Here is a 16,415-nt window from a genome sequence, read left to right as displayed (position 1 = left end):
GCTTCGCTCAGGACAGCAGCAGCTTGAGATCGTGCGCCAGCGTCTGCGGCCCCTGGCCATGCTTGACGAACAGGCGGATGCGGCCTTGCGGGTCGAACACATAGCTGCCCGCGGTGTGGTCCATCGTATAGCTGCCCGGCTGCTTGCCCGGCACCTTCTGGTAGAACACCTTGAATTCCTTGGCCACCTTCTCGGTCTGCTGGGCATCGCCGCGCAGGCCGAGGAAACGCTTGTCGAACGCCGGCACGTATTGCGACAGGATTTCCTGCGTGTCGCGCTCCGGATCGACAGTAACGAACAGCACCTGCACGCGGTCGGCGTCCGGGCCCAGTTCCTTCATCACATTGGCCATCTCGACCATGGTGGTCGGGCACACGTCCGGGCATTGGGTATAGCCGAAGAACACCACCACTGCCTTGCCCTTGAAGTCGGCCAGCGTGCGCGGCTTGCCGGTATGGTCGGTCAGCGCGAAGTCCTTGGCGTAATCCAGGCCGGTGACGTCGGTGTTGTTGAACTTGAGTTCGGGCTTGGACTGGCCGCAGGCGGCCAGCAGCGCAGCGCAGGCTGCCAGCAGCAGCGTCGAGAGGAGTCGCTTCATCGGATATCAGAAGGTACGGAACAGGAAATAATGGTCCACCAGCAGCACCGCGAACAGGATCGACAGGTAGATGATGGAGTAGGCAAACGCGCGGCGCGCGATCAGGTCGGTGTAATGGCGGTAGATCTGCCACGAATACCAGAAGAAGATGCCGCCCAGCACGATCGCGGTACCCAGGTAGATCAGGCCGCTCATGCCGATGGCGAACGGCAGCATGCTGGTCGCCAGCAGCGCGATGGTGTACATCAGGATGTGGAACTTGGTCACTTCCAGGCCGTGCGTGATCGGCAGCATCGGCAGGCCGGACTTGGCGTAGTCATCGCGGCGGTACATGGCCAGCGCCCAGAAGTGCGGCGGGGTCCAGATGAAGATGATCATCACCAGCACCCAGGCCTGCATCGGCACGTCGTTGGCGATCGCGGCCCAGCCCAGCGCCGGCGGCATGGCGCCGGCCAGCCCGCCGATGACGATGTTCTGCGGCGTGGCGGGTTTCAGGATGATGGTGTAGATGATGGCGTAGCCGACGAAGGTGGCGAAGGTCAGCCACATGGTCAGCGGATTGACCAGCGTGTAGAGCACCCACATGCCCAGGCCGCCGATGACGCCGGAGAACATCAGGGTCTGCGCCACGGTGATCTCGCCGCGCGCCAGCGGTCGGCGGGCGGTGCGCGCCATGCGCGAATCGATCTCGCGCTCGACCAGGCAGTTGATCGCGAACGCGGCGCCGGCCAGCAGCCAGATGCCGAGCGTGCCGAACACCACACGGCGCCAGTCCGGCAGCGCCGGGCTGGACAGGAACATGCCGATCACCGCGCAGAACACGGCCAGTTGCGTCACGCGCGGCTTGGTCAGGGCCCAATACTGGGCGATGCGGTTCGGTTGTGCGGTCAGAGTGGTCATACAGAGCCTAGTGGCGCGGCAGCGGCGGGCGGGGAAGCAGCCTGGGCGATGCCGGCGGGAGCGTATCGGGCCTTGTAGTTTAACATGACCAACAACATGACCAGCAGCGCCGCCCCGCCGTTATGCACCACGGCGATGGCCAGCGGCCAGCTCAGGTAGATGGTCGCCAGGCCGGTGCAAAGCTGCAGCGCCACCACGAGCAGCAGCCAGCGGCCGGTCTTGCGCAAGCCGCCGTCGCGCAGCGCCTTGTGCGCCAGCCAGACGATATACAGGATCACGACAAAGGCGAAGCTGCGGTGCACCCAGTGGATCGCCGTCAGCGCCTGGAACGGCAGGAAGTCGCCGGCGGCGGTCATGCCCAGGTGGCGCCACAGGGTGAAGCCGTGGACGAAATCCATGTCCGGCACCAGCTTGCCCTCGCACAGCGGGAAATCGGTGCAGGCCAGCGCCGCGTAATTGGTGCTGACCCAGCCGCCCAGGGCGATCTGCAGCGTCAGCAAGGCCAGGCCGATCGTAGCCGGCCAGGTCAGCGCCCGGCCCGTGGGCGATATCGGCAGGTGGGGGTTCTGGCGCGCGTACAACCAGGCCAGCATGGCCAGCAGCGTCAGCCCCAGCAGCAGGTGGATGGTGACGATGACCGGCTGCAGCTTCATGGTCACGGTCCAGGCGCCGAAGGCGCCCTGCAGGCAGACGAATCCCAGCAAGACGGTCGGGAACCAGGGGCGATATTGCCGCTCCGTGCCCTTGGAACGGATCCAGCGCCGCCAGGCGATCACCATCAGGGCGATGATCAGCACGCCCACGGCCATGGCGAAATAGCGGTGCGTCATCTCGATCCAGGCCTTGCTCCAGGTCACCGGACCGGTCGGCATCGCCTGCTGCGCGGCATTGATATGCTCATGCGCCAGTAGCGGATTGGAACGGTTGTAGCAGCCCGGCCAGTCCGGGCAGCCCAGGCCGGAGTCGGTCAGCCGCGTGAAGGCGCCAAACATGATCAGGTCGAAGGTGAAGAACATTGTCACCCCCACCAGCTTGCGGTACTTGTTGTCGAAGCCCTTGGCCCGCCACACCAGCGAGAGCGGGATCAATGCCACCAGGAGGGCTGTCAGGCCCAGTTCTATCAGCGTTATTGCGTTCATCTTGTATCCAACATGGGCCGTTCGCGCTTAACCGATGGCCGAGGCGCGCAGCAGCTTGGAAATGTCCTTCTTCATCTTGTTGGGATCGGGATCCTTGGGGAAGCGCATCATCAGGTTGCCCAGCGGGTCGATCAGGTAGATATGGTCCTCCATCGACGTGCCCGGTTCCGCCGGCAGCCAGGCCTTCAGCCTGGCGGCATCCACCCGCAGCATGTCGGTGCCGTCGTACTCGCGGATCAGCATGGTCTCGACCGGTTCCTTGTCGGTCACCAGCCAGACGCGCTCGATGCGCTCCATTTCCTTGCCCTGCATCAGCCGCAGCTGGCGCATGGTGAGCAGCTTGTCGCGACAAGCCTGGGCGCAGCCGGCCCGATCGACCTGCAGCATGATCCACTTGCCGCGGTAATCCTCCAGGCCGGCGCGGCTGCCATCGAGCGCGCTGCTGCCGAGATCGGGAATCGGGTACTGGCGCGGGTCGATCAGCGCGCCGTAGTTGTTGCGGCTTTGCGGCTTGACCACATAGTAGGTGAAGTACGAGGCGATCATCGGCGCCGCGCAGACCAGCACCACCAGCAGCATCTTCCAGCGGCCGCGGCGGCGGCACTTTTCATCGTCGGCGGCAGCGGCCGGCCGGTTTGCATCAAGATTCGTCATTGCCCGTCGTTACCCTTGCGTCTCAATCCCGTGACCAGAAAAAACACCAGCGCCATCGCCGCCAGCGCATACCACTGCACGGCGTAGGCGCGGTGGCGGTCGATACCCAGCGAAGGCGCCGGCCAGTCGCGCACCAGCCCATCGTCGCCGCCCGGCGGCGCGGCCCGCAGCTCCACCACCAGCGACGACAATGGCAAGCCGCTGGCGGCAGACAGCGCGGCGATATCGAGGTTCTGCAGGATCGCCCCCGGTCTGGGCGCATCGGCCTGCCCCAGTTGCAGCACATGGCCGGCACCGCGGCGCAGCGTGCCTTCGATGCGCACCGGTCCGGCCGGCACGGCCGGGCGCGGCACTTTGGCGCGGTCGGCCGCATCGCGCGGGGCCCAGCCGCGCGCCACCATGACGGCGCGCTGCGAGCCCGCTATTTTAAACGGCGTCAGCACATGGAAGCCGACCGCGCCGTCATGCGGGCGGTTTTCCAGGTAGACCGTCCACTGCGGCACGAACTCCCCTTCCAGTACAACATGGCGGAATTCGCCCGCGTCGGCCTCGCCATCCGGCGGCAGCGCCTGCAGGGGCGCCTCCTTGGAACGCGCCTCGATGCGCTGCTGGATCGCCAGCTTTTCCTCGGCGCGATGGGTCTGCCATTGGCCGAGGGCAATACCGATGGCGGCGACTGCGAGCGTGGCGCACAGGGGAATCCAGCGAATTCGAAATCTGATTGGCATTACAATGGGTAAAAAATATTTCAATAACCTGACCGCGCCGACATTGCAATCCGACAGGGGCGGCGGAGACACAAGGATTTTACCCGCATGAAAATCGTCGTCGCGATCGCGTTCATCCTCATCCTGGCCAGCCTGGCCTCGGCACTGGTCTTCCTGATGCGCGACAAAGGCAAAAGCAACCGCACGGTGCAGGCGCTGACCTTGCGCGTGGGGTTCTCGGTGGCGCTGTTCCTGTTCATCCTGCTGAGCTACAAGCTGGGATGGATACAGCCCACCGGCATCCGCTGATATGCATTGATAGGCGACCACATGAAAAAGCCGCACCTGGGTGCGGCTTTTTTACGTCATGGAAATCCGGCTCAGAGCCAGTACACCACCACATACAGGCCCAGCCACACCACGTCCACGAAGTGCCAGTACCAGGCCGCACCTTCAAAGGCGAAGTGGTGGGTCGGCGTGAAGTGGCCGCGCAGCACGCGATACAGCACCACCGACAGCATGATCGCGCCCATCGTCACGTGGAAGCCGTGGAAGCCGGTCAGCATGAAGAAGGTCGAACCGTAGATGCCGGAGGTCAGCTTCAGGTTCAGTTCGGTGTAGGCGTGGATGTATTCATAGGCCTGGAAGCCCATGAAGATCGCGCCCAGCAGGATCGTCAGGAACAGCCACACCGCGGTCTGCGCACGGTGGCCGGCGCGCAGCGCGTGGTGCGAGATGGTCAGCGTCACGCCCGAGGAGAGCAGCAGCAGCGTATTGATGGTCGGGATCGGGAACGGGCCCATGGTGGTGAAGTTCTCCACCGTGCCGGCCGGGCCGACGCTGCCCCAGTTCGCGGCGAAGTCCGGCCAGAGGATCTTGTGGTCGAGGTCGGCCAGCCATGGCATGGTGATGCTGCGCGCGTAGAACAGCGCGCCGAAGAAGGCGCCGAAGAACATCACTTCCGAGAAGATGAACCAGCTCATGCTCCAGCGGTAGGAGAGGTCGATGCGCGCGCTGTAGAGGCCCGACTCGGACTCCTTGATGGCGTCGCCGAACCAGTTGTACAGCACCACCAGCACCATCAGGATGCCGATGATGTTGACGTAGGGCGCCCATGCCACGCCGTTGACCCAGGCCGATGCGCCGATCATCGTGACCAGCATCGATATGCCCGCCATCATCGGCCAGCGCGACGGCCCCGGAACGAAATAGTGCGGCGCCTTGGCTTGTTGAGAACTCATTTCCATCTCCCGATACGAAATTCAGCGAACTTGTCGTTCCGTTGTTTTTGAATGGCCGTGCGGCCGCCTTCCGTTAATGCTTTGTCACCCGGCGGCTTGCGCCACCACCAGCTTGACGATTACCACCAGCGCCCCCACGAAAATGGCCGCGCCGATCACGCCGGCCACCAGCACATGGATCGGGTTGAGCCTGGACGCGTCCGACTCATAGTCGCTCTTCTTGCGCACCCCGAAGAAGGACCAGAACACCGCCTTCATCGTCGCGCCGAACGACACCTTGCGCTGCGATGCCTGTTTCAGATCCTCGGTCACTGCCAGCCCTCCTGTCGCATCCGTCGCATCCGCCGTTTCAGCCCTGCTTCTTGTCCTTGCCACCGATCTCGAAGAAGGTGTATGACAGCGTGATCGTCGTCACATCCTTGGGCAGCTTGGGGTCGATGTAGAACACCACCGGCATCTGCTTGGCTTCGTTCGGCCCCAGCGTCTGCTGGGTGAAGCAGAAGCATTCCACCTTCTTGAAGAAAGCCGCCGACTGCTCCGGCGCGTAGCTGGGGATCGCCTGGGCGTCCACATTGCGCGCCTGCGTATTCACCACTTCGTAGGTCACCTGGGTCATCTCGCCCGGATGCACCTTCATGCTGGCCACGGTCGGCCGGAAACGCCACGGCCCCTGCGCATTGCCGTCGAACTCGACGGTGACGGTGCGCGACTTGTCGACCTGCGTGTTGGCCGGCGCTTCCACCGTCGCATCCTTGGGCGTGAGGAAATTGACGCCGGTCACCTCGCAGATTTTCCGGTACACCGGGATCAGCGCGTAGCCGAAGCCGAACATCAGCACCGCCACCACCAACAGCTTGCGCAGCATCACGCGGTTCAGGCCGCGCGTTTCAGCCCCGTCCTGCGGATCGATCTTGCTCATTTGGCGAACCAGATGCGGTTGATGAAAATGCCGACGAAGAAGGCCAGCGCCACCAGCCCCAGCAACAGGCCGGTACGCAGATTGTTCGGTTTCTTGCGATCAGACATGGGAATCCCGGATTGCTGGGCGCACGCGGGCCCGGTTCACCATTTGAAGACAGGCGGCTCTTCGAAGGTGTGGAACGGCGCCGGGCTGGGCACGGTCCATTCCAGGCCCTCGGCGCCTTCCCACGGCTTGGCCTCGGCCTGCTTGCCGCCCTTGATCGAGGGGATCACCACCCAGAACAGGAAGTACACCTGGCTCAGGCCGAAACCGAGGGCGCCGATCGAAGCGACCATGTTGAAGTCGGTGAACTGCGCCGGGTAGTCCGCATAGCGGCGCGGCATGCCTGCCAGCCCGAGGAAGTGCATCGGGAAGAAGGTGATGTTGAAGGTGATCAGCGAAGCCCAGAAGTGGATCTTGCCGCGCACCTCGTTGTACATGAAGCCGGTCCACTTCGGGCCCCAGTAGTAGTAGCCGGCGAACAGCGCGAACAGCGAGCCGGCCACCAGCACGTAGTGGAAGTGCGCCACCACGTAGTAGGTGTCCTGCATCTGGATGTCGATCGGGGTGACCGCCAGGATCAGGCCGGTGAAGCCGCCCATGGTGAACACGAAGATGAAGCCGACCGAGAACAGCATCGGGGTTTCGAAGGTCATCGAACCGCGCCACATGGTGGCGACCCAGTTGAAGATCTTCACGCCGGTCGGCACCGCGATCAGCATGGTGGCGTACATGAAGAACAACTGCGCGGTCACCGGCATGCCGGTGGTGAACATGTGGTGCGCCCAGACGATGAAGGACAGGATCGCGATCGAGGCGGTCGCATACACCATCGAGGCGTAGCCGAACAGCGGCTTGCGCGCGAAGGCCGGGATGATCTGCGAGACGATGCCGAACGCCGGCAGGATCATGATGTAGACCTCGGGGTGGCCGAAGAACCAGAAAATGTGCTGGTACATCACCGGGTCGCCGCCGCCGGCGGCGTTGAAGAACGAGGTGCCGAAGTGGCGGTCGGTCAGCGTCATGGTGATGGCGCCGGCCAGCACCGGCATCACGGCGATCAGCAGGTAGGCGGTGATCAGCCAGGTCCAGCAGAACATCGGCATCTTCATCAGCGTCATGCCGGGCGCGCGCATGTTGAGGATGGTGACGATGATATTGATCGAGCCCATGATCGAGGAAGCGCCCATGATGTGCACGGCGAAGATCGCCATGTCCATGCCCGGGCCCATCTGGGTCGACAGCGGCGCATACAGCGTCCAGCCGGCGGCGGTCGCGCCGCCCGGCACCAGGAACGAGGTCGCCAGCAGGATCGCGGCCGGCGGCAGCAGCCAGAACGAGAAGTTGTTCATGCGCGCGAACGCCATGTCGGAGGCCCCGATCTGCAGCGGGATCATCCAGTTGGCAAAGCCGACGAAGGCCGGCATGATGGCGCCGAACACCATCACCAGGCCGTGCATGGTGGTCAGCTGGTTGAAGAACTCGGGACGGAAGAACTGCAGGCCCGGCTGGAACAGCTCGGCGCGGATCAGCAGCGCCAGCAAGCCGCCCGAGAGCAGCATGGTGAACGAGAACCACAGGTAGAGCGTGCCGATGTCCTTGTGGTTGGTGGCGAACAGCCAGCGGCGCCAGCCGTGCGGATGGTCATGCGAGTGGTCGTGGCCGTGCGCGTGATCGTGGTGATCAGGCGCGTGATCAACGGTAGTGGTCATATTCCTGTTCTCCAATCGATTACTTGCGGCCGGCCAGCACTTCGGCAGGCTGCACGATGTTTTCCTGCGCCTTGTTGGACCAGCTGTTGCGTGTATAGGTGATCACCGCGGCGATTTCGGTATCGTTCAAGACGGTCTTCCAGGCCGGCATGGCGTTCTTGCCGTTCAACACCACGTGGATCTGTTCCGCCTTGGGGCCGTTGACCACCGGATCGCCATCCAGCGCCGGGAAGGCGCCGGGCACGCCCTTGCCGGTAGGCTGGTGGCAGACGGCGCAATTGGCGTTATAGACTTTCTCGCCGCGCTGCTTGAGCTCGTCGACGGTCCAGGTCTTGTTCGGATCGTCGGCCTTGGCCGCCATTTCCTTCTTCTTTTCATCGACCCATTTCTTGTAGTCGGCCTCGCTGACCACGTTCACCACGATGGGCATGAAGGCATGGTCCTTGCCGCACAACTCGACGCACTGGCCGCGGTAGGTGCCGATCTTCTCGGCGCGGAACCAGGTGTCGCGCACGAAGCCGGGGATCGCATCCTGCTTGACGCCGAACGCCGGGATGGTCCACGAGTGGATCACGTCATTGGCGGTGGTGACAATGCGCACCTTCTTGTTGACCGGCACCACGACCGGATTGTCGACTTCCAGCAGGTAGTTGTCGTTCTTGGTCAGCGCGGCGTTGGTGACCTGCTCGCGCGGCGTGGCCAGGTTGGAGAGGAAGGAAATGCCTTCGCCTTCGCCCTTGAGGTAGTCGTAGCCCCACTTCCACTGCATGCCGGTGACCTTGATGGTGAGGTCGGCGTTGGAAGTATCCTTCATCGACACCACGGTCTTGGTGGCAGGCAGCGCCATGCCGATCACGATCAGGAACGGCACCACGGTCCAGGCGATCTCGACCGCCGTGCTTTCGTGGAAGGTCGCGGCCTTGTGGCCGAGCGACTTGCGGTGCTTGAGGATGGAATAGAACATCACGCCGAACACCGCCACGAAGATCACCAGGCAGATGATCAGCATCAGGATGTGCAGGTCGTAGATTTGTTCGGCGATCTTGGTGACGGGCGGCTGGAAGTTCATCTGCCTTACTGCGGGTCCCCCTGGACTGTCCACCACTGCCCAGGACGGGATTCCCGCCGCCAGCAGCGATGCACCGAGGGTCAACGATTGAAGGCGCTTCGCATATTTCATGGATTTCCTCAAAAGCCCAAAATTATAAGAATTAGAATTTCGCCAACATACCGGTCCTTGCGGACAGTTCGCGTTCCAGCTCGCGCGCGAACTCGCATCGTTTCCATTCGCTCATAAAACGGCCTACCTCCACCCGCATGCCGGGACCTTCCAGCCCCACCAGCGACTGGCGAGCCACAGGAAAATCGATGCGCGCACGGCGCAGGTCCAGCTTGGTACGGCTTGCCTTGCCAGCCCGCGTCAACTCGACGACCAGGCAATCGTCCGACAAGGCCACATACTCGCGATCAGTTGCATGGCGGGCGTACGCCAGGAAGGCGATGCCGACCGCCGCCAGCTCAATGACAGAAAAAATCAGGATAGTCCAGGCGCCATGGACGGTGAATGCCAACGCGACCGTCAGCGATGCGGCACAGAGTATTGCGAACACCCACGCCAGCTGGCGCGGCGCAATCGAACAATTGCGCTTCAATACCCATTCCCGCGTCTCCATAAGCACCTCGCCAGCATGATAGTCGGTCGAGCGTGTCTCTCAATCGAGCCGCTGGAAGGCCTGCCGGCGCACTGCATCGACGGGATTGCTGCCGCCCCCGGACGCGTTGTGGCGCTGCTGCCGCCCTCACTGCGGCTCTTTATTTATTTTTTAACCGTTTGAGTATAAGGGGTAACGCCGCCGGTGATCAAGCAAACGCCATCCCATGCCTCTCAACACTTCGACCGGACGCCCCCGGCCTTAGACCACCGCCCGCTTCCCCGCCTGCAGCCTGGTTTGCGGAGCCGGCGCCCGATTTAGCAGGGCGTAACGATACAACAACGACAGCCAAATCCAGATGGACTTTGGCGACTAACCCATATATGCCGCCGCCACTATTTCCTCGGCAAATCGAAGCGGATGATGCTTTCGCCCGATGAGGTCTGTTTCGGCACCGGCCGGAAGGCATGGCCGTACACAACCTCGAAGGTCAGCGGTATCTTGCCGTCGCGGTTGCGCATCGCCTCGAACGCGGCCAGCAAGCGCTGCCGCTGGGCGCGCGAAAGCAGCCCGCGGCGGCGTGTTTCCAGCGGATTGCCGCCCCAGGCGCGCACGTCTTCCAGCAGGCGCTGCGGCGTCTCGTAGGTCACGGTAATCGTTTCCATGTCCATCACCGGCGTGGAAAAGCCGGCATTGACCAGCATGTCGCCGAAATCGTGCATGTCCACGAACGGCAGGGTATGCGGCGCCAGGTCGATGCTTTCGAAGGCGCTGCGCACTTCGCGCAGGGTATCCGGACCGAAGCAGGAAAACATCAGCAAGCCTTCCACCCGCAGCACCCGGCGCCACTCGGCGAACACGCGGTCGGGCTGCGGGTGCCAGTGCAGCGCCAGGTTGGACCAGACCAGGTCGAGCGAACGCTGGCCCAGCGGCAGTTGGGCGAAGTCGGCACAGGCCAGCTCGGGAGCATTGCCACGGCCGCCGGAAGCGCCCAGCCATTTGTTGATGGAGCCGAACAGGCGGTTGAGCGCCGACTGGGCGCCGCGCTGGTGCTCGGCCGCCACGGCCAGCATGCCGTAGGCGCCGTCCAGCCCCACCACCTGGGCGTCGGGATAGCGCTTTTGCAGCATCGGCAGGTCGGCGCCTTCGCCGCAGCCGGCATCCAGCACCTGATTGGGGGAGATCTTCACCAGCGCCAGGCGTTCCTGCATGCGGGCGGACACCTCGCGCCGCAGGAAATCGGATTCGGCCACCCGCTGCGGCCGGCCGAAGGTACGGCGCACCAGAGGCAGATCGATAGGCGCGCTGAGTTTGGCGCTGGCGGAAGGCGGACTGAGGGACATCGAATCGTGAAACAGGTGAGATAATGGCCGTAGTTTAGTCGAAATCCATTTTCCCCGGGCGCCACCCCATGGACGTCAAACCCCGCCAACCCAGCAATGCGCCCGCCGCGCCCAAGACCGCCGCCGCCAACCTGCGCGCGCTGCCGTCCAGGCCGCAACAGCCCGGCTGGATGCAACGCTTGCTGGCCCGCCTGTCGCACCTGCCGCACCTGTTGCCCTCGTCCTGCGCCCTGTGCGGCGATGCCGGGCGCGAGACGCTGTGCGCGCCTTGCCGGCGGCGCTTCTTCACGCGCCAGCACCGCCGCTGCGTCCAGTGCGCGCTGCCGATTCCGGCGACAGGAAAGGAGACGCGCTGCGGCGCCTGCCTCAAGAACCGGCCCGCGTTCGACGCCACCATCGTCGCCACCGATTATTTCGCGCCATCCGACCAACTGGTGCTGGCCCTGAAGTTCGGCGGCGACCTGCGGCTGGCGCCGCTGCTGGCCGAACTGATCCGCAATGCCGCGCTGCGCGACCCGCTGCCGGGCAGCGATGCCCCGCTACCGTTGCCGACCATGCTGGCAGCCGTCCCGCTGGGCCGCCTCCGCCTGCGGGAGCGCGGCTTCAACCAGGCGCTGGAAATCGCCAAGCCGCTGTCCAGGCTGCTCGATCTCCCGCTCCATCCGCACCTGCTGGAGCGCGTGAAGGAAACCCAGGCGCAGTCCGGCCTGCCGCTGGCGGCGCGCGCCCGCAACATCCGCAAGGCCTTCGCCGTGCCTTACGACGCCATGGACCATGTGCGCGGCCGCCATGTGGGCATCGTCGACGACGTCATGACCACCGGCGACACCCTCAACGAGCTGGCCATCACCCTCAAGCGCTTCGGCGCCAAGCGCGTGACCAACCTGGTTTTCGCGCGTACCCTGCCGGGCTGACCCGGCGCCGCATTTTCAGGAGATTTGTTTGTTCCACGTCGTACTGGTCGAGCCGGAGATCCCTCCCAATACCGGCAACATCATCCGCCTGTGCGCCAACACCGGCGCGCAACTGCATCTGGTCGAACCGCTCGGCTTCCCCCTGGACGACGCCAAGATGCGGCGCGCCGGGCTCGACTACCACGACTACGCGACCATGCAGGTGCATCCGGACTGGGAGACCTTCCTGGAACGCCGCCGCGCCGATCCGCAATTCGACCCGGCGCGCATGTTCGCCATGACCACCCATGGCTCGACGCCCTTCGCCGGCCTCGCCTTCCGCCCGGGCGACACGTTCGTGTTCGGTTCGGAAACGCGCGGACTGGCGCCGGCGCTGCGCGAGTCCTTCCCCGCCGCGCAGCGCATCCGCCTGCCGATGCGGCCGGACAACCGCAGCCTCAACCTCTCCAATACCGTGGCGGTGGTGGTGTACGAGGCCTGGCGGCAGAACGGCTATGCCGGCGGAAGCTGAGGCACAATAAAAAACGGCTCCCGCGGGAGCCGTTTTTTTATCAGCACGCCATACTCAGCCGAGCAGCAGCGCATCGTCCGACAGTTTCTCGCCGCGCGTCTGCTCGAACATCTTGAGCAGGTCCGGCACATCCAGCCCGGCGCGTTCCTTGCCCGACACGTCCAGCACCACCTTGCCCTGGTGCAGCATCACGGTGCGGTCGCCGTAGTCCAGCGCCTGGCGCATGCTGTGCGTGACCATCATCGTGGTCAGCTTGCTCTCGGCCACGATCTTGGCGGTCAGTTCCAGCACGAAGGCGGCGGTCTTGGGATCGAGCGCGGCGGTGTGCTCATCCAGCAGCAGGATGCGCGAAGGCTGCAGCGACGCCATCAGCAGGCTGACCGCCTGGCGCTGGCCGCCCGACAGCAAACCGATACGGTCGGCCAGGCGGTTTTCCAGGCCCAGGTTCAGGATCGCCAGCTTCTCGCGGAACAGCTCGCGCATCTTGCCGCGGATGGCGAAGTGGAAGCCGCGGCGGCGGCCGCGCGCCATCGCCAGCGCCATGTTTTCCTCGATGGTGAGCGCCTCGCAGGTGCCCGCCATCGGGTCCTGGAACACGCGCGCCACCATGCCGGCGCGATCCCACGCCTGCTTGCGGGTAACGTCGGTGCCGTCGATTTCGATCTTGCCCGAATCCATCAGCAGGTCGCCCGAGATGGCGTTCAGGAAGGTCGACTTGCCGGCGCCGTTGGAGCCGATCACGGCCACGAACTGGCCGGTCGGGATTTCCAGCGACAGGCCGCGCAGCGCCGGATTCTCGATCGGCGTGCCGGGATTGAAGGTGATCTTGAGATCGCTTGCTTTCAACATCTCAGGCTCCCTTCTTCAACAGTTTCAACTTGCGCTTGCCCATCGGCAACACCAGCGCCAGCATCACCAGCACCGCGGTCACCAGGTTCAGGTCCTGCGCCTGCAGGCCGATGAAGTCGCTGTTCAGGGCCAGCGCGATGAAGAAGCGGTACAGGATGGCGCCCAAAATCACCGCCAGCGTGGTCAATACCAGACGGCGCGCCGGCAGGATGTTCTCGCCGATGATCACGGCCGCCAGGCCGATCACGATGGTGCCGATGCCCATCGAAATGTCGGAACCGCCCTGGGTCTGCGCGAACAATGCGCCGGCCAGCGCCACCAGGGCGTTGGCCAGGGCCATGCCGGCCAGCGTGGCGGTGCCGGTGGCGATGCCCTGGGCGCGCGCCATGCGGGCGTTGGCGCCGGTGGCGCGCATGGCCAGGCCGATTTCGGAGGAGAAGAACCAGTCCAGCAGCAGCTTGGCGACGATCACCACCACCAGCAGGATCAGCGGACGGCCGACATAGTCGGGAATCCAGTCGGGCTGCAGGATGGTGAAGATGGTCGGCTCGGAGATCAGCGGCACGTTGGGCTTGCCCATCACGCGCAGGTTGATCGAGTACAGCGCGATCATCATCAGGATACTGGCCAGCAGGTCCATGATCTTGAGCCGCACGTTCAGCCAGGCGGTGGTGAAGCCGGCCAGCGCGCCGGCCAGGATGGCGACGCCGGTCGCCAGGAACGGGTTATAGCCTGCCGCGATCATGGTGGCGGCGACAGCGCCGCCCAGCGGAAAACTGCCGTCGACGGTCAGGTCGGGGAAGGTGAGAATGCGGAAGGAAATCAGCACTCCGAGGGCCACGAGGCTGAAAATCAGGCCGATTTCCAGTGCGCCCAACAGCGTATACAGCGACATAAAAGGTCTTTCTTAAAAAAACACATTCGGCATTGCGCGGTACGCAAATGCCGAATGTCTTCTGCGTTCCGCGAAGCGCTGCAGGGATGGCGCGGCGCTTCGCGTTGCCAGGCAGAGCGGATCAGTTCAGGACTTTGGCCGCCGACTTCACGAAGTCCGGCGACAAGGTCACACCCTGCTTTTGCGCTGCCGAGGTATTGACGTAAAGCTCAAGGTTCTTGCTGGTCGACGAAGCGATATCGCCCGGCTTCTCGCCCTTCAGGATACGCACCACCACCTTGCCGGTCTGGCGCCCCAGGTCGTAGAAGTTCACGCCCAGCGCCGCCACCGCGCCGCGCTTGACGCTGCCGGTGTCGGAGGCGATCAGCGGGATCTTGGCATCGTTGCAGACCTTGGCCAGCGATTCGAAGACCGAGACCACGTTGTTGTCGGTGGTGGTGTACATCACGTCGATCTTGCCGACCAGGCTCTTGGCGGCCGGGGCCACGTCAACCGAGCGCGGCGCGGCGGCTTCGACCAGAGTGATGCCGGCCTTCTGCAGCTCGCCCTTGATGTTGTTCAGGGCCGAGACGGAATTGGCTTCGCCCGGATTGTAAACGATCCCGACGCGCTTGGCGTTGGGCACCACGCGCTTGATGACCTCGACTTGCCTGACCGGATCGAGCATATGCGACAGGCCGGTCACGTTGGTGCCGGACGGCTTCCAGTCCTTGACCAACTGGGCCGCCATCGGGTCGGCGATGGCCGAGTAGACGACGGGGATGGTCTTGGTGGCGGCCACGATGGGCTGCGCCGACGGGGTGGCGATGGCCACGATCACATCGGGATTGTCGCCCACGAACTTCTTGGCGATCTGGCCTGCGGTGCCGGCATTGCCTTGCGCGCTCTGGAAATCCCACTTCAGGTTCTTGCCGGGTTCGAAGCCTTCGGCGATCAGTTCATCCTTGGTACCGTCGCGCACGGCATCCAGCGCCGGGTGTTCGACATAGGAAGTCACGGCAACCACCTTCTCCGCAGCCAGCGCGGAGGCGCAAACGGCGCCGATGGCCAGTGCGCCGACGATGGCGCGCAACGATTTGGTCAATGCAAACACAGTCCTCTCCTCTTTCATTGTGGTCGGCGCCTGGGCAACCCTGTGCCCGGCCCCTTATTCATATATGTCATAGATGACGATAACGACACGCCGATGCCGGCTTGCGGCACCGGATAAAACGATCCCGCTCAATAGCGGGATCGGTCTGCTTCGTCAGGCGCTACTTTAACTTATTGCTTGATGACGGTCTTGGCCGAGCTCACCAGTTCCGGCGCCAGGGTCACGCCCTGCTTTTGCGCGGCGGCGGTATTGACGAACAATTCCAGCTTGCTGCTGGTAGCCGACGCGATGTCGCCCGGCTTTTCGCCCTTCAGGATGCGCGCCACCACCTTGCCGGTCTGGCGGCCCAGGTCATAGTAGTTCACGCCCAGGGCGGCGATGGCGCCGCGCTTGACGCTGTCGGTGTCGGAGGCCACCAGCGGGATCTTGGCATCGTTGCCGACCTTGACCAGCGATTCGTAGGCCGAGACCACGTTGTTGTCGGTGTTGGTGTAGATCACGTCGACCTTGCCGATCAGGCTCTTGGCGGCGGTACCGACGTCAACCGAACGCGGCGCCGCGGCTTCGACCAGGGTCATGCCGGACTTGGCCAGCAGTTCCTTCAGGGCCTTGACCACCACGGCCGAGTTGGCTTCGCCCGGGTTGTAGACCATGCCCACGCGCTTGGCCTTGGGCACCACGCGCTTGATCAGGTCGACCTGCTTGTCCAGTTCCAGCACATCGGACACGCCGGTGACGTTGGTGCCAGAGGCCTTCCAGTCCTTGACCAGCTGCGCGGCGACCGGATCGGTCACGCCGGAATAGATCACGGGAATGGTCTTGGTGGCGGCCACCAGCGCCTGGGCCGACGGCGTGGCGATGGCGACGATGGCGTCCGGCTTGTCGCCGACGAACTTGCGGGCGATCTGGGCGGCGGTGCCGGTGTTGCCCTGGGCGCTCTGGTATTCCCACTTCAGGTTCTTGCCGGCTTCGAAGCCTTCATCCTTCAACTCATCCTTGACGCCGTCGCGGACCGCGTCCAGTGCCGGGTGCTCGACGATGGCGGTCACCGAAACGGCCTTGTCGGCCGCCATGGCGGGCGCCGCGCAAACCGCGGCCAGGGACAATGCGCCGACCAGGGCGCGCAGCGTCAATTTGGTGTTGTAGGACATGAGGTCTCCCTTGGGAAATTGTTTGTTGAAATTATCTGGAATACTGGAAAAGACGGTAAGTCTAGCCTAGCGCATCTCAACAATCAATTTGCACA

General features: G+C 64.0%; 20 protein-coding genes. 3 read left to right on the top strand and 17 right to left on the bottom strand.

Annotated features, from left to right (window positions below):
• Positions 1-7 precede the first annotated feature (7 nt).
• The 5 genes from J7548_RS07990 to J7548_RS07970 are packed head-to-tail and all read right to left on the bottom strand — an operon-like array spanning position 8 to position 4,019.
• Positions 8-598, bottom strand: a complete 591-nt coding sequence (locus J7548_RS07990; protein WP_290972842.1) for an SCO family protein — start codon at positions 596-598, stop codon at positions 8-10.
• Between the two features lie 6 nt (positions 599-604).
• Complete coding sequence (gene cyoE, locus J7548_RS07985) at positions 605-1,498, bottom strand: heme o synthase (RefSeq protein WP_290972839.1); 894 nt, start codon at positions 1,496-1,498, stop codon at positions 605-607.
• Positions 1,495-2,637, bottom strand: a complete 1,143-nt coding sequence (locus J7548_RS07980; protein ID WP_290972836.1) for a COX15/CtaA family protein — start codon at positions 2,635-2,637, stop codon at positions 1,495-1,497. The genes cyoE and J7548_RS07980 overlap by 4 nt, the downstream gene beginning before the upstream one ends.
• Before the next feature lie 27 nt (positions 2,638-2,664).
• Entirely contained in the window at positions 2,665-3,291 is a 627-nt protein-coding gene (locus J7548_RS07975; RefSeq protein ID WP_290972834.1) for a cytochrome C oxidase subunit I, read from the bottom strand.
• Entirely contained in the window at positions 3,288-4,019 is a 732-nt protein-coding gene (locus J7548_RS07970) for an SURF1 family protein (protein ID WP_290972831.1), read from the bottom strand. Before J7548_RS07970 ends, J7548_RS07975 begins: the two co-directional genes overlap by 4 nt.
• An 87-nt stretch (positions 4,020-4,106) precedes the next feature.
• Between J7548_RS07970 and J7548_RS07965 the strand changes: the two genes are divergently transcribed.
• On the top strand, positions 4,107-4,307 hold the full coding sequence (locus tag J7548_RS07965) for a twin transmembrane helix small protein (protein ID WP_290972825.1): 201 nt from the start codon (positions 4,107-4,109) through the stop codon (positions 4,305-4,307).
• Between the two features lie 71 nt (positions 4,308-4,378).
• Here J7548_RS07965 and J7548_RS07960 read toward each other — a convergent pair whose 3' ends face one another.
• From J7548_RS07960 to J7548_RS07925, 8 genes are all read right to left on the bottom strand, one after another.
• The gene (locus tag J7548_RS07960; RefSeq protein ID WP_290972822.1) at positions 4,379-5,239 is read right to left on the bottom strand and encodes a cytochrome c oxidase subunit 3; all 861 of its coding nucleotides are present in this window, start codon (positions 5,237-5,239) and stop codon (positions 4,379-4,381) included.
• 84 nt (positions 5,240-5,323) lie between these two features.
• Positions 5,324-5,551, bottom strand: a complete 228-nt coding sequence (locus tag J7548_RS07955; RefSeq protein ID WP_290972816.1) for a DUF2970 domain-containing protein — start codon at positions 5,549-5,551, stop codon at positions 5,324-5,326.
• Between the two features lie 37 nt (positions 5,552-5,588).
• The gene (locus J7548_RS07950) at positions 5,589-6,158 is read right to left on the bottom strand and encodes a cytochrome c oxidase assembly protein (protein WP_290972813.1); all 570 of its coding nucleotides are present in this window, start codon (positions 6,156-6,158) and stop codon (positions 5,589-5,591) included.
• On the bottom strand, positions 6,155-6,265 hold the full coding sequence (locus J7548_RS07945) for a cytochrome oxidase small assembly protein (protein WP_218008556.1): 111 nt from the start codon (positions 6,263-6,265) through the stop codon (positions 6,155-6,157). Before J7548_RS07945 ends, J7548_RS07950 begins: the two co-directional genes overlap by 4 nt.
• Before the next feature lie 36 nt (positions 6,266-6,301).
• A complete protein-coding gene (gene ctaD, locus J7548_RS07940; RefSeq protein ID WP_290972806.1) occupies positions 6,302-7,912 on the bottom strand; it encodes a cytochrome c oxidase subunit I in 1,611 nt (536 codons plus the stop codon).
• Between the two features lie 19 nt (positions 7,913-7,931).
• Entirely contained in the window at positions 7,932-9,092 is a 1,161-nt protein-coding gene (coxB, locus tag J7548_RS07935) for a cytochrome c oxidase subunit II (RefSeq protein ID WP_290972804.1), read from the bottom strand.
• Between the two features lie 31 nt (positions 9,093-9,123).
• Positions 9,124-9,585 (bottom strand): DUF2244 domain-containing protein, encoded by a 462-nt coding sequence (locus J7548_RS07930; protein WP_290972801.1) that lies wholly within the window; start codon positions 9,583-9,585, stop codon positions 9,124-9,126.
• A 374-nt stretch (positions 9,586-9,959) separates the two neighbouring features.
• Positions 9,960-10,907, bottom strand: coding sequence for a methyltransferase domain-containing protein (locus tag J7548_RS07925; RefSeq protein WP_290972798.1), 948 nt, complete (start codon positions 10,905-10,907; stop codon positions 9,960-9,962).
• 68 nt (positions 10,908-10,975) lie between these two features.
• Here J7548_RS07925 and J7548_RS07920 point away from each other — a divergent pair, with 68 nt between their 5' ends.
• On the top strand, positions 10,976-11,821 hold the full coding sequence (locus J7548_RS07920) for a ComF family protein (RefSeq protein WP_290972795.1): 846 nt from the start codon (positions 10,976-10,978) through the stop codon (positions 11,819-11,821).
• Positions 11,822-11,849: 28 nt separating this feature from the next.
• Positions 11,850-12,332: a tRNA (uridine(34)/cytosine(34)/5-carboxymethylaminomethyluridine(34)-2'-O)-methyltransferase TrmL gene (gene trmL, locus J7548_RS07915; protein WP_290972792.1), complete on the top strand. Its 483-nt coding sequence runs from the start codon at positions 11,850-11,852 to the stop codon at positions 12,330-12,332.
• Between the two features lie 54 nt (positions 12,333-12,386).
• Here trmL and J7548_RS07910 read toward each other — a convergent pair whose 3' ends face one another.
• The 4 genes from J7548_RS07910 to J7548_RS07895 all read right to left on the bottom strand — a co-directional run bounded on the left by J7548_RS07910 (position 12,387) and on the right by J7548_RS07895 (position 16,320).
• Complete coding sequence (locus J7548_RS07910; RefSeq protein ID WP_290972789.1) at positions 12,387-13,181, bottom strand: ABC transporter ATP-binding protein; 795 nt, start codon at positions 13,179-13,181, stop codon at positions 12,387-12,389.
• Between the two features lies 1 nt (position 13,182).
• Positions 13,183-14,076, bottom strand: coding sequence for an ABC transporter permease (locus J7548_RS07905; protein ID WP_290972786.1), 894 nt, complete (start codon positions 14,074-14,076; stop codon positions 13,183-13,185).
• Between the two features lie 121 nt (positions 14,077-14,197).
• A complete protein-coding gene (locus J7548_RS07900; RefSeq protein WP_290972785.1) occupies positions 14,198-15,187 on the bottom strand; it encodes an ABC transporter substrate-binding protein in 990 nt (329 codons plus the stop codon).
• 152 nt (positions 15,188-15,339) lie between these two features.
• Positions 15,340-16,320, bottom strand: a complete 981-nt coding sequence (locus J7548_RS07895; RefSeq protein ID WP_290972783.1) for an ABC transporter substrate-binding protein — start codon at positions 16,318-16,320, stop codon at positions 15,340-15,342.
• Positions 16,321-16,415 lie beyond the last annotated feature (95 nt).

This window comes from Herbaspirillum sp. (assembly GCF_017744395.1).
Taxonomy (GTDB): domain Bacteria; phylum Pseudomonadota; class Gammaproteobacteria; order Burkholderiales; family Burkholderiaceae_D; genus Herbaspirillum.
Note: the sequence above shows the minus strand (reverse complement) of the source record. Positions and strands in the feature narration are given on the sequence as shown.